The organism is Mycolicibacterium sp. MU0053 (genome assembly GCF_963378095.1).
GTDB classification, from domain to species: Bacteria; Actinomycetota; Actinomycetes; order Mycobacteriales; family Mycobacteriaceae; genus Mycobacterium; species Mycobacterium burgundiense.
Map to the genome: position 1 here is coordinate 1,066,272 of NZ_OY726397.1, position 11,808 is coordinate 1,078,079.

Annotated in this window: 12 protein-coding genes; 9 read left to right on the forward strand and 3 right to left on the reverse strand. The window is 69.4% G+C overall.

Annotated elements, in window-relative coordinates; all coding sequences use genetic code 11:
- Window positions 1-139: 139 nt before the first annotated feature.
- Window positions 140-586, reverse strand: coding sequence for a DUF4307 domain-containing protein (locus RCP80_RS05015; protein ID WP_308481282.1), 447 nt, complete (start codon window positions 584-586; stop codon window positions 140-142).
- A 144-nt stretch (window positions 587-730) separates the two neighbouring features.
- Here RCP80_RS05015 and mca point away from each other — a divergent pair, with 144 nt between their 5' ends.
- Genes mca through RCP80_RS05035 form a run of 4 tightly spaced genes read left to right on the forward strand, consistent with a single transcriptional unit; the run spans window position 731 to window position 4,251 of the window.
- Entirely contained in the window at window positions 731-1,600 is an 870-nt protein-coding gene (gene mca, locus RCP80_RS05020; RefSeq protein ID WP_308481283.1) for a mycothiol conjugate amidase Mca, read from the forward strand.
- On the forward strand, window positions 1,597-1,902 hold the full coding sequence (locus tag RCP80_RS05025; protein WP_308481284.1) for a hypothetical protein: 306 nt from the start codon (window positions 1,597-1,599) through the stop codon (window positions 1,900-1,902). The genes mca and RCP80_RS05025 overlap by 4 nt, the downstream gene beginning before the upstream one ends.
- On the forward strand, window positions 1,883-3,874 hold the full coding sequence (locus tag RCP80_RS05030; RefSeq protein WP_308481285.1) for a thioredoxin domain-containing protein: 1,992 nt from the start codon (window positions 1,883-1,885) through the stop codon (window positions 3,872-3,874). Before RCP80_RS05025 ends, RCP80_RS05030 begins: the two co-directional genes overlap by 20 nt.
- A gap of 11 nt (window positions 3,875-3,885) precedes the next feature.
- Entirely contained in the window at window positions 3,886-4,251 is a 366-nt protein-coding gene (locus RCP80_RS05035; protein WP_308481286.1) for a nuclear transport factor 2 family protein, read from the forward strand.
- Window positions 4,252-4,303: 52 nt separating this feature from the next.
- On the opposite strand, the gene trhA is transcribed toward RCP80_RS05035, so the two are convergent.
- Window positions 4,304-5,056, reverse strand: a complete 753-nt coding sequence (trhA, locus tag RCP80_RS05040; RefSeq protein WP_308481287.1) for a PAQR family membrane homeostasis protein TrhA — start codon at window positions 5,054-5,056, stop codon at window positions 4,304-4,306.
- A gap of 73 nt (window positions 5,057-5,129) precedes the next feature.
- Here trhA and RCP80_RS05045 point away from each other — a divergent pair, with 73 nt between their 5' ends.
- From RCP80_RS05045 to RCP80_RS05055, 3 genes are all read left to right on the forward strand, one after another.
- Window positions 5,130-5,927 carry a (2Z,6E)-farnesyl diphosphate synthase gene (locus tag RCP80_RS05045; RefSeq protein WP_308481288.1) on the forward strand — a complete coding sequence of 266 codons (798 nt, stop codon included), beginning with the start codon at window positions 5,130-5,132 and terminating at the stop codon, window positions 5,925-5,927.
- A 3-nt stretch (window positions 5,928-5,930) separates the two neighbouring features.
- Entirely contained in the window at window positions 5,931-7,331 is a 1,401-nt protein-coding gene (locus tag RCP80_RS05050) for a hypothetical protein (protein ID WP_308481289.1), read from the forward strand.
- A gap of 100 nt (window positions 7,332-7,431) precedes the next feature.
- The gene (locus tag RCP80_RS05055; RefSeq protein WP_308481290.1) at window positions 7,432-7,842 is read left to right on the forward strand and encodes a hypothetical protein; all 411 of its coding nucleotides are present in this window, start codon (window positions 7,432-7,434) and stop codon (window positions 7,840-7,842) included.
- Between the two features lie 125 nt (window positions 7,843-7,967).
- Here the strand turns inward: RCP80_RS05055 and coaA are convergent, their stop codons facing one another.
- Complete coding sequence (gene coaA / locus RCP80_RS05060; protein ID WP_308481291.1) at window positions 7,968-8,906, reverse strand: type I pantothenate kinase; 939 nt, start codon at window positions 8,904-8,906, stop codon at window positions 7,968-7,970.
- Window positions 8,907-8,985: 79 nt separating this feature from the next.
- Here coaA and RCP80_RS05065 point away from each other — a divergent pair, with 79 nt between their 5' ends.
- Both RCP80_RS05065 and RCP80_RS05070 read left to right on the forward strand, forming a co-directional pair.
- A complete protein-coding gene (locus tag RCP80_RS05065) occupies window positions 8,986-10,197 on the forward strand; it encodes a DUF885 domain-containing protein (RefSeq protein ID WP_308481292.1) in 1,212 nt (403 codons plus the stop codon).
- Between the two features lie 43 nt (window positions 10,198-10,240).
- Window positions 10,241-11,719, forward strand: coding sequence for a glycine hydroxymethyltransferase (locus RCP80_RS05070; RefSeq protein WP_308481293.1), 1,479 nt, complete (start codon window positions 10,241-10,243; stop codon window positions 11,717-11,719).
- Window positions 11,720-11,808 lie beyond the last annotated feature (89 nt).

Sequence of the window (11,808 nt, forward strand, 5' to 3'; positions counted from 1 at the left end):
CGCGCTAAAGAAGCAATACACGGCCCCAGCAGGAACCGTGTATGTGTGAAGCATACCACTGGGGCGTCGGTCGGGCTTTACGCTCGTGACGCCGCAGGTTGGTCTCTCGGTTACCGGTCGAGCGGTCTCCGGCGGGGTCTCAGTCCGGCGCGCGGAGGTAGCTGGGGATGTCGGTGCCGCAGCCGTAGGCGTCGCCGACCACCGGCGGTTTGCTGGTCTTGACTTGGGCCGTGACCTGCACCGTTGTCGCCGTCGACGGTCCCACCAGCAGCTCGCGGCGGCCGGTCTCGCTGCCGTCGATGGAGCGCGCCCGCATGATGCACACCACCGGCTGCGAGGGGTCCTCGCGCGTCACGCTGAGGGTGACGTCCACCGTCCGATCGTCGATCAGTTGGAAGCCCGCGAGCTCCCCCTTGACCTCGCTGGAGCCCAGCCGCTGATAGCCGGCGATCGCGACCGCCACGCCGAGCGCCAGCGCCAGCACGGTCAGCGCCGCGATGAGCAGCCGGTTGGGTCCGCGCCGCGTCTTGCCGTACCGGGATTCCGGCCGCAGGACCGCAGCGGGAGTCGCAGGAGTGTTCGCCATGGGTGTGGGGTACGTCTCTGGTTGGGGATCGGGTGTCGGTGGCCGATAGCCGGGATGAAATCATTGCCACCAGGACTTGAGAATAGGGCGTGCCCCAGGAGGGTGGCCAATTGTTGAAAGCGAGCGAAGGCGCACGGTGACCAAATGCGGCTGATGGCGGTGCACGCCCACCCGGACGACGAGTCCAGCAAGGGTGCTGCCACGACGGCGCGGTATGCCGCCGAGGGCCATCGCGTGCTGGTCGTGACGCTCACCGGCGGCGAGCTCGGCGACATCCTGAACCCCGCGATGGACCTGCCCGAGGTGCACGGCCGGATCGCCGAGGTCCGCCGCGACGAGATGGCCAAGGCCGCCGAGATCCTGGGCGTCGAGCACACCTGGCTGGGATACGTAGACTCGGGACTGCCGGAGGGCGATCCGCTGCCTCCGCTGCCGGAAGGGTGTTTTGCGTTGGTTCCGCTCGAGGAAGCGACCGAGCGACTGGTCAGGGTGATCAGGCAGTTCCGTCCGCACGTGATGACCACGTACGACGAGAACGGCGGCTACCCGCACCCCGACCACATCCGCTGCCATCAGGTCTCGGTCGCGGCGTACGAGGCCGCCGGCGATCACCGCCGCTTCCCGGACGCCGGTGAGCCGTGGGAGGTGGCCAAGCTCTACTACAACCACGGCTTCCTGCGGCAACGGATGCAGCTGCTGCAGGACGAGTTCGCCAACCACGGTCGCGTCGGGCCGTTCGAGAAGTGGCTCAAGCACTGGGACCCGGACAACGACGTCTTCGCCAAGCGCGTCACCACCCAGGTCGAATGCTCGGAGTACTTCGAACAGCGCGACGACGCGCTGCGCGCGCATGCCACCCAGATCGATCCGTCCGGTGACTTCTTCACCGCCCCCATCGAGTGGCAGCAGCGACTCTGGCCTACCGAGGAGTTCGAATTGGCGCGGTCCCGAGTACCGGTAACGCTGCCGGAGACCGATCTTTTTGCGGGTATCGAACCGGATGACGAAGGATGACTACCGTGCTGATCGCGGGGCTGACGCTGTTGGCCGAGGAGGGTCCGCGTAACACCGGCCCGGACTTCGGCAAGGCCAGCCCGTTCGGGTTGCTCATCGTGGTGTTGCTGTTGATCGGCACCTTCGGGCTGGTGTGGTCGATGAACCGGCACCTGAAGAACCTGCCGGAGTCGTTCGATCCCGAACACCCCGAACCCGATCAGGCCGTCGACGAGGGCACCGTCGGGATCACTTTGCCCGCCGACCTGGACACTCCGTCGGACACCAAGTTCCGGGAGTCGGGTGGCCAACCGCCTGGCTGACGCCGCCAGTCCCTACCTGCGCCAGCACGCCGACAATCCGGTGCACTGGTTGCAGTGGTCGGCGGAGGCGCTGGCCGAGGCCGCGCGTCGCGATGTGCCGATCCTGCTGTCGATCGGGTACGCCGCGTGCCATTGGTGCCACGTGATGGCCCACGAGTCGTTCGAGGACCCGCAGGTCGCCGCCGCGATGAACGCGGGCTTCGTCTGCATCAAGGTCGACCGCGAGGAACGCCCCGACCTCGATGCGGTGTACATGAACGCTACGGTGGCGTTGACCGGCCAGGGCGGCTGGCCCATGACCTGCTTCCTGACGCCGGACGGCCGACCCTTTTTCTGCGGCACCTACTACCCGAAACCGCAGTTTCTGCAGTTGCTTTCGGCGGTCGGGGACACCTGGACGACCCAGCGCGACGAGGTGGAACGGGCCTCGAATCAGATCTCGGCGGAGTTGCGCGCCATCGCCGGTGGGCTGCCCAGCGGCGATGCGCCGGTTGCGGCGCAACTGTGTGATGGTGCGGTGGCCGCGGTGCTGGCCGACGAGGACCGGGCCCACGGCGGCTTCGGCGGCGCACCGAAATTTCCACCCTCGGCGCTGCTGGAGGCGTTGCTGCGCAGCTATGAACGTACCGGCGCGCCCGAGACGCTCGCGGCGGTGCACCGCGCCGCCGAGGCGATGGCCCGCGGCGGCATCTACGACCAGCTGGCCGGCGGCTTTGCCCGCTATAGCGTCGACAACGCTTGGGTGGTACCGCATTTCGAGAAGATGCTGTACGACAACGCGCTGCTGCTGCGGGCCTACGCCCACTGGGCTCGTCGTACCGGTGCTGCGCTGGCGGTGCGGGTCGCGGGCGAGACCGCCGACTTCCTGCTGCGGGATCTGTCGGCCGACGGGATGTTCATCTCGTCGCTCGATGCCGACGCCGACGGCAGCGAGGGCTCGACGTACGTCTGGACGCCCGCGCAGCTGCGTGAGGTCCTCGGTGCCGACGACGGCCGTTGGGCCGCTGAGGTTTTCGGCGTCACGGACGCCGGGACGTTCGAGGCGGGTCGCTCGGTGCTGCAGCGCCCGGCCGACCCGCAGGACACCGCACGGTTGCGACGGGTCCGTGCCGCGCTGTGGGCGGCCCGCGCCGAACGGGTCCAACCCGGGCGCGACGACAAGGTGGTCACCGCGTGGAACGGGTTGGCTATCACCGCACTCGGGGAGGCGGCCGTGGCGCTGGGACGCCCAGATCTGCTCGATGCCGCCGTGCGGTGCGCGCGCACGGTGTTGAACCTGCACCTGGTGGGCGGGCGCCTGCGGCGTGCCAGCCTCGGCGGGCAGGTGGGCGACAGCGCGGCGATCCTCGAGGACCACGCGGCGCTGGCGACCGGCCTGCTGACGCTGTATCAGCTCACCGCGCAACAGGATTGGCTGGACTCGGCGACTGGACTACTCGATACCGCGTTGGCGCATTTCGGCGACCCGGATCGGCCGGGCCGATGGTTCGATACCGCCGACGACGCCGAGCAACTGGTGCTGCGTCCGGCCGATCCGATCGACGGGGCCACCCCGGCCGGGGCCTCGTTGCTGGCCGAGGCAGTGCTGACGGCCGCGCATCTGGCCGAGGGGGCGCGCGCCGGGCGCTACGTGCAGGCGGCCGAAGAGACGTTGCGGGCGCACACGCCGGTGCTGAACCGGGCCGCCCGGTCGGCCGGGCACTGGCTGGCGGTCGCCGAGGCCGCGGTGCGCGGCCCGCTGCAGATCGCGGTGGCGTGCGGGTCCGAGGAATCGACGCTGTTGGCCGCGGCGCGCCGGCTCGCGCCGGGCGGCACCGTCGTCGTCGGCGGTGCGAGGGACTCCTCGGAGTTGCTCGCGGGCCGCGACCGGGTGGGCGGCGCCGACGCCGCGTACGTGTGCCGGGGCACGGCTTGTGACCTGCCGGTGACCGACGTCGAGGATCTCGCTGCCGCGCTCGAGTTGCCCGTGTAGCGTACCCGCACATGACCTTTGAGCCGGATGCCCTGAAGACCCTCGTCCAGCGCTACCTCGACACGGTGGTCAACGGCTCCGCCGATGACGTCGCGGCGCTGTACGCCGAGGACGCCACGCTGGAGGATCCGGTGGGCGGCGGTGAGGTGCATATCGGACGGCAGGCCATCGCCGGGTTCTACAAGAACACCGACGGCCTCGAGCTGAGCACCGAGCTGCTGTCGTTCCGGTCCGGCGGCACCGAGGCGGCGTTCGTCTTCGCGATCACGGTGGGGACCATGCGCATCGAACCGATCGAGGTGATGACCTTCAACAGCGAGGGCCTGATCACGTCGATGAAGGCGTACTGGGGTCCGGCGGACATCACCCAGCTCTGAGTGATTTCGGCGCGGTTTCCGGCGCCGGGCGCGGGGAACCGCGCCGAAATCGTCAGAAGACCGCGAACCACATCGCGATGTAGTGGCAGACGGCGGCCACCGCGGTGCACGCATGGAAGAACTCGTGGTGGCCGAAGGTCTGCGGCCACGGGTTCGGCCACTTCAGCCCGTACAGCACGCCGCCGATCGAATACAGCGCACCGCCCACGATCAGCAGCACCACCGCGGCCACCCCGGCGCCGTCCATGATCGGTCCGATGAACCACGCGGCCACCCAGCCCAACAAGATGTACAGCGGCACGCCGACCCAGCGGGGCGCGCTCGGCCACAACATCTTCAGCGCAACCCCGGCCAGCGCGCCGGCCCACACAATCCAGAACAACAGCCAACCGTCGCTGCGCGGTAGCGCCAGCAGTGCGAACGGCGTGTAACTGCCCGCGATGAAGATGAAGATCATCGAATGGTCAAGGCGCTTCATCCATTTGCGCGCGGCCCCGGAACGCCAGTTCACCCGGTGATAGGCGCCGCTGACGGCGAACATCGCGACGCTGGTGCAGGTGTAGAGCAGGGTCGCGATGCCGGCGCGGGTGGACTCCAGCGACCACGACACCGCCACCAGCGTGATCCCGGCAATGGCGGCGACAACCGCCGAATACACGTGGATCCAGCCGCGGGCGCGAGGTTTGCCGAAGAACTCGACGACACCGTCGACGATCGCTTCGGGAAAGTCCTCGGCCAGGTCGATCTGAGTGATCTCTTTGCGGCGCAGGCCTTGGTCGGCCCCGCGGTCCGAGGGAGCGCTCATTTCGTTCTCCGTGTCGGCTCTAGCTGTCCGGATCGTGTGGGGTTCACCGCGCCTCACAGTAGTCTGATTTGTCGTGGACATCATTCCCCCGCGACTCAAAGAACCGGTGTACCGGCTGTATGAGATGCGGCTCAAGCACGACCTGAAGCGCTCGCGCTCACAGTTGCCCCGCCACATCGCGGTGCTCTGCGACGGCAATCGGCGTTGGGCGCGGGACGCGGGGTATGACGATGTCAGCGTCGGCTACCGGATGGGCGCGGCGAAGATCGCCGAGATGCTGCGGTGGTGCCAGCGCGCCGGCATCGAGATGACCACGGTCTATCTGTTGTCGACCGAGAACCTGCAGCGCGACCCCGCCGAGTTGGCCGCGCTCATCGAGATCATCACCGAGGTCGTCGAGGAGATCTGCGCCCCGACCAACCGCTGGAGCGTGCGCACCGTCGGCGACCTGGGACTGCTCGGTGACGAAACCGCGCGCCGCCTCCGGCAAGCGGTGGACTCGACGAACTCCGGTGCCAAGGATCAGTCCTTCCACGTCAACGTCGCCGTCGGATACGGCGGCCGCCAGGAGATCGTGGAGGCGGTCCGCGCGCTGCTGTCCAAGGAACTGGCCAACGGGGCCGGCGCCGACGAACTCGTCGACGCCGTCACGGTGGACGCCATCTCGGAGAACCTGTACACCTCCGGTCAGCCCGACCCGGACCTGGTGATCCGCACCTCGGGTGAACAGCGGCTGTCGGGTTTCCTGCTGTGGCAGAGCGCCTATTCGGAGATGTGGTTCACCGAGGCGCACTGGCCCGAGTTCCGTCGGGTCGACTTCCTGCGCGCGCTGCGCGACTATTCCGCGCGGCATCGGCGGTTCGGGGCGTAACCGATGGCGGGGCTCTCGGCGGTGGTGTTCGCGGTGAGCTGGTGGCTCGGGCTGTATCTACTGGCTCGCGATCCCCGCAAACCGGTGCTGGTACTCGCGGCCATCGGACTGTGCAGCTTCGCCGCGGTGGTCGCCCTCGATGCGGTGCGGGTGACCGCGGCCGACGGCGCCGGACTGCTGAGCCACCTCGAGATCTATCTGGTGGCGCTGCCCGGGGTGGCCTGGTTCGCCGTCGTGCTGGCGCTGTCGAGCGCCGGCGAGCAGTGGCGCAGTCGGACGGGTGAGATCGCCGCCGTGGTCGTCGTCGCAATGCTTGCGGTGGTCGGTGCGACGCTGGCCGGCGGCGTGGAGGGTCCGCTGCGGCTCGGCCATTGGCTGATGTTCGGCGTGATCTCCGTGGCGGCGTTGGCGGCCATGGTGCTGGTGGTGCGGCGCCGGCCGCGGCCCGGCTCGATGGTGGGCGTGGTCGTGGTGGCCACGCTGTTCTTCGCGTTGGCCAACGCGATTTTGGTGATCCCGCTGGGGTTGGTGCCGAGTTGGCTCGCGCTGGCGGCCACCGGCGTCGACGTGCTGCTGTTGGGCGTCGCGGTGGCGCTGTGGGACGCGTTCGACGAGGGGCAGGCGCTGCGGGCCGACATGTTGCGCTCGTTTGTCGGCACGGTGTTGGTGGCGGGCCTGTTCGGCGGTCAGGTGCTGATCGGGCTGGCGGTGATCGGCGCCGAAGGTCGCCTGGTGGTGACCGTCTTGCTGTTCACCAGCCTGGCCGTCGCGATCGCGATCAACGTGCTGGCCGACCCGCTGGCCGGGCTGCTGGACCGACTCGCGTTCGCGCGGGCGCCGGCGCTGCGGGCGGACCGGGCGGCACTGCGCGGCACCGAGGCGGCGCTGCCGTTGCGCTCGGAGAATCCGCTGGACGGCCTCGATGATGACACCTTCGTGCGGGTGACGCGGCGCGCGTTGGGGCACTACGGGGACCTGACCAAGCTGGTCGCCAGCCCGCTGACCGCGTTGCCCGTCATTGACGAACGGTTGGCGGCGCGCGGCGCCCCCGATCAACCGCTCGAGCGCGCCAATGAACTCAAGGCGCTGCTCGCCGACCGGATCGCGGCGCTCAAACCCCGGGACGGTCGCGACTTCGGCACCACCGAGGAATGGCGGCACTACAACGCGCTGCATTTCCCGTACGTCCTCGGGGTGCGCGCGTACGCGCAGAACGCGACCGCCGCGGGCCTGGACCCGGTGGCCCGGCAGGCATGGCAGTGGTTGGTCACCGAAGTGCCGCAGCGGTCGTTGCACAACTGGCAGAACGCCGCGGCCAGGGTGATCGCCGCCGACCTACGCTCCGCCGGCGATTTCGGGGCGCCCAGGGGCGGTGAGCGCCTCCAGGCGCACCGAAATCCCTGAGTTGGCAGTGCGTGGCAGTGCCGGGTATCGATCTGGCAGTGGCCGCTGAGCAGCATCAATGGTGTCCGAACCGATATCGACCCGAGTAGGAGCACCAACGATGACCGCCACCGCCACCCGCACCCCTGGGCTGCGCACCGACGACCACCTCTTGCGTTTCGGCCTGCGCCTCGACGCCACCCTGACCGGCGCCGCCGGCCTCGCCATCGCGGCGTTCGCCAACCCGTTGGCCGGGCTGACGGGACTCACCCCGACCGTCGGCTTCGTCCTGGGCACGGCCCTGGTGCTCTACGGTGCCGTCGTCTACGCGCTGGCCCGGTTGCGGGAGGTCCGCACCGCCGGCATCGCCGTGATCGTCGCGAACCTGGCCTGCACCGTCGGCGCCGTCCTGGTGGTGGTCGAGGGGCTGGCCCCGCTGACCGGCCTCGGCGTGGCCGCGGCGCTGGCGATGGGCGCCTACACCGCGTTCTTCGCGGGTCTGCAGTACTTCGGAGTGCGCCGTCTGGCGTGACTCCCGCCGCCCCGGTGCGGTGGCGCGAGGCCGTGAGAGGTTGCGGCCGAGCGTCCCGCACCGGGTTTCTGCGTGATTTGGGCGCGGCAACCGGCGCTCACTGCGGGGAAGCGCGCCGAAATCGCTCAGAGCTTGCGCAGCCGCAGCCGGTTGATCGAGTGGTCGGAGTCCTTGCGCAGCACCAGCGTGGCGCGCGGCCGGGTCGGCAGGATGTTCTCGATCAGGTTGGGCCGGTTGATCGAATGCCAGATGTCGCGCGCGGCGAAGACGGCTTGTTCATCGGTCAGCGTGGAGTAGCTGTGGAAGTGCGACTGCGGGTCGGCGAACGCGCCCTCGCGCATCGACAGGAACCGCGAGACATACCACTGCTCGATGTCCTCGATGCGGGCATCGACGTACACCGAGAAGTCGAACAGGTCCGAGACCATCAGCGTGGGACCGGTCTGCAGCACGTTGAGTCCCTCGAGCACCAGGATGTCGGGGTGCCTGACCATCTGCTTCTCGCCGGGGATGATGTCGTAGAGCAGGTGCGAATACACCGGCGCACAGGCCACTTCGGCCCCGGACTTCACCGTCGTCACGAAGCGCATCAGGGCCCTGCGGTCGTAGCTTTCCGGAAAACCCTTGCGGTGCATGATGTTTCGACGGGACAACTCGGCGTTCGGGTAGAGGAAGCCGTCGGTGGTGACCAGGTCCACCCGCGCGTGGTTGCCCCAGCGGGCCAACAGGGCCTGCAGCACGCGGGCCGTGGTGGATTTGCCGACCGCGACGCTGCCGGCCACCCCGATGATGAATGGCACCGGCCGGTCCGGGTTCTGATCGGATTCGCCGAGGAACTCGGCGGTCGCGGCGAAGAGCCGCTGGCGGGCCGCGACCTGCAGATGGATCAACCGGGCCAGCGGCAGATAGACCTCTTCGACCTCGAGCAGGTCGAGTTGTTCACCGAGCCCGCGCAGCCCGAGGACCTCTTCCTCGGTCAACTTGAGCGGCGTCGACATACGCAGCGCTCGCCATTGCTTCCGGTCGAACTCCACGTACGGGCTCGGCTCGCTCAGCCGCGACATGGCGTCAAGTGTCGCAGCACACGTTGCGCCGCGAACGTGTGGGTGGCGTCCGGCGCCACGGCGGCTACCGTGGATCGACATGGAAGCTGCTGCGTTGATCCGCGAGTACCTGCTGCTCGGACTGCGGTTCGACCGCGTCGAAGAGGGCTACGTGGATTCGTTCACCGGGGACCAGACGCTGCGCAAGCAGGTCGCAGACGAGCCCGCGCCCGACCCCGCCGAGCTGGCCCGGCAGGCCCAGCGGCTGTTGGCCGCGCTGCCGGAGGTGCCGCGCCGCGACGGGTTCGACGAGACCCGCGCGGCCTACCTCGGCGCGCACCTGCGGGCCCTGGAGTGTGCCGCACACAAGTTCGCCGGCGCCGACGTCGGGTTCGTCGACGAGGTCCGGGCCTACTTCGACGTGGAGATCAGCAAGGGCGACCAGGACCGCTACCGGCAGGCGCACGCGCTGCTCGACGACGCGCTCGGCGGCGCCGGCCCGCTGGTGGACCGGATGAACGCGGACCGCCGCGCCGACGAGATCCCGCCCGCCCGCCTCGGCGACTGCATCGAGGCGTTCTCGAGCGCGCTGCGCGACCGGGTCCGCGCGGATTTCCCGCTGCCGGAGCGCGAAACCGTCAGCTACGAGGTCGTCACCGACAAACCGTGGTCGGGGTTCAACTACTATCACGGTGATTACCGCTCGACGGTGGCCGTCAACGCCGACCTCAAGCAGCAGATGTCGAACCTGCCGTCGCTGGTGGCGCACGAGTCCTATCCCGGACACCACACCGAGCACTGCCGCAAGGAGGCCGGTCTGGTCGCCGGCCTGGGGCAGCAGGAGCAGACCATCTTCCTGGTGAACACGCCGCAGTGCCTGATGGCCGAGGGGTTGGCGGATCTGGCGCTCTACGCGGCGATCGGCCCGGACTGGGGATTCTGGGCCGCCGAGATCTACGCGGATCTGGGTCTGCGATTCGACGCCGAGCGCGCCCAGGCCATCTCGGTCGCGCGGGCCACGCTCGCCGACGTGCGCCAGGACGCCGCCCTGATGCTGCACGACGAGCACCGCGACATCGACGAGGTGGTGGCGTATGTGCGGCGCTGGCTGCTGGTCGACGAGGCCCGGGCGCGGCAGATGATGCGGTTTCTGTCCTCGCCACTGTGGCGGGCCTACACCAGCACCTACGTCGAGGGTTACCGGCTGCTGCGGCCGTGGCTCGACGACCGGCCGGTCGGGGTGACGCTGACGCAGCAATTCGGCCGGCTGCTGGACGAGCCGCTGATTCCGTCGACGCTGCGCGCGGCCTGAGCGCGGGTTCGGTTGCGGTGCGGCCGCGGTTTAGGCTTGTGGCATGACTGCAGAACCGACTGTGACCGCCGCGACACCCGCCCCGGGCGCCGACTACGCCGCGACCGCGAGTGCCGCCTACCGTTCGGCGCTGCAGGTCATCGAGTCCGTCGAACCGCGCGTCGCCGCGGCCACCCGCAAAGAGCTGGCCGACCAGCGTGATTCGCTCAAGCTGATCGCCAGCGAGAACTACGCCTCGCCGGCCGTGCTGCTGACCATGGGGACCTGGTTCTCCGACAAGTACGCCGAGGGCACCGTCGGGCACCGCTTCTACGCGGCCTGCCAGAACGTCGACACCGTCGAGTCGCTGGCAGCCGAGCACGCCCGCGAACTGTTCGGCGCGCCGTACGCCTACGCCCAGCCGCACTCCGGCATCGACGCGAACCTCGTCGCCTACTGGGCGATCCTGGCCACCCGGGTCGAGGCGCCCGGCCTGGCCGAGTTGGGGGCCAAGCACGTCAACGACCTTTCCGAGCAGGACTGGGAGACGCTGCGCGGCAAGCTGGGCAACCAGCGGCTGATGGGGATGTCGCTGGACACCGGCGGTCACCTGACCCACGGCTTCCGGCCCAACATCTCCGGCAAGATGTTCCACCAGCGCAGCTACGGCACCGACCCCGAGACCGGTCTGCTCGACTACGCCGCGATCGCCGCGGCGGCCCGCGAGTTCAAGCCGCTGGTGTTGGTCGCCGGCTATTCGGCGTATCCGCGGCGGGTCAACTTCGCCAAGATGCGCGAGATCGCCGACGAGGTGGGCGCCACCCTGATGGTCGACATGGCGCACTTCGCCGGCCTGGTCGCGGGCAAGGTGTTCACCGGCGAAGAGGATCCGGTGCCCTATGCCCATGTCACCACCACCACGACCCACAAGTCGTTGCGCGGCCCGCGCGGCGGCCTGGTGCTGGCCACCAAGGAGTACTCCGACGCCGTCGACAAGGGCTGCCCCATGGTGCTCGGCGGCCCGCTGTCGCACGTCATGGCCGCCAAGGCGGTCGCGCTGGCCGAGGCGCGTCAGCCGGAGTTCCAGTCCTACGCGCAGGCCGTCGCCGACAACGCCAAGGCGCTGGCCGACGGATTCCTCAAGCGCGGCGGTCGCCTGGTCACCGGTGGCACCGACAACCACCTGGTGCTGCTCGACGTCACCTCATTCGGTCTGACCGGTCGGCAGGCGGAGTCCGCGCTGCTGGACGCGGGCATCGTGACCAACCGCAACGCCATCCCGGCCGACCCCAACGGCGCCTGGTACACCAGCGGGATCCGGCTCGGGACCCCCGCGCTGACCACCCGCGGTTTCGGCGCCGACGAGTTCGACCGGGTGGCCGAGCTGGTGGTCGAGGTGTTGACCAACACGCAGCCGACCGCCGCCTCGAGCGGGCCCTCGAAGGCGAAGTACACCCTGGCCGACGGCACCGCCGAGCGGGTGCACGCCGGCGCCGCCGAGATGCTGGCCGCCAACCCGCTGTACCCGGGGCTGACCCTGTAGGTCGCGCACCCCGGGGGTCCACCACCCGCCAACATCGACCTTTTGCCGGACCCCACTCGCGCAAAGTGGCCCAACCTCACCTTTGGGCG

Excerpts from the sequence above, each read along its gene's own strand:
- RCP80_RS05015 (WP_308481282.1), bottom strand. The coding sequence starts at position 586 with ATGGCGAACACTCCTGCGACTCCCGCTGCGGTCCTGCGGCCGGAATCC.
- mca (WP_308481283.1), top strand. The coding sequence starts at position 731 with ATGCGGCTGATGGCGGTGCACGCCCACCCGGACGACGAGTCCAGCAAG.
- RCP80_RS05065 (WP_308481292.1), top strand. The coding sequence starts at position 8,986 with ATGGAAGCTGCTGCGTTGATCCGCGAGTACCTGCTGCTCGGACTGCGG.
- trhA (WP_308481287.1), bottom strand. The coding sequence starts at position 5,056 with ATGAGCGCTCCCTCGGACCGCGGGGCCGACCAAGGCCTGCGCCGCAAA.
- RCP80_RS05025 (WP_308481284.1), top strand. The coding sequence starts at position 1,597 with ATGACTACCGTGCTGATCGCGGGGCTGACGCTGTTGGCCGAGGAGGGT.
- coaA (WP_308481291.1), bottom strand. The coding sequence starts at position 8,906 with ATGTCGCGGCTGAGCGAGCCGAGCCCGTACGTGGAGTTCGACCGGAAG.
- RCP80_RS05070 (WP_308481293.1), top strand. The coding sequence starts at position 10,241 with ATGACTGCAGAACCGACTGTGACCGCCGCGACACCCGCCCCGGGCGCC.
- RCP80_RS05055 (WP_308481290.1), top strand. The coding sequence starts at position 7,432 with ATGACCGCCACCGCCACCCGCACCCCTGGGCTGCGCACCGACGACCAC.
- RCP80_RS05035 (WP_308481286.1), top strand. The coding sequence starts at position 3,886 with ATGACCTTTGAGCCGGATGCCCTGAAGACCCTCGTCCAGCGCTACCTC.
- RCP80_RS05050 (WP_308481289.1), top strand. The coding sequence starts at position 5,931 with ATGGCGGGGCTCTCGGCGGTGGTGTTCGCGGTGAGCTGGTGGCTCGGG.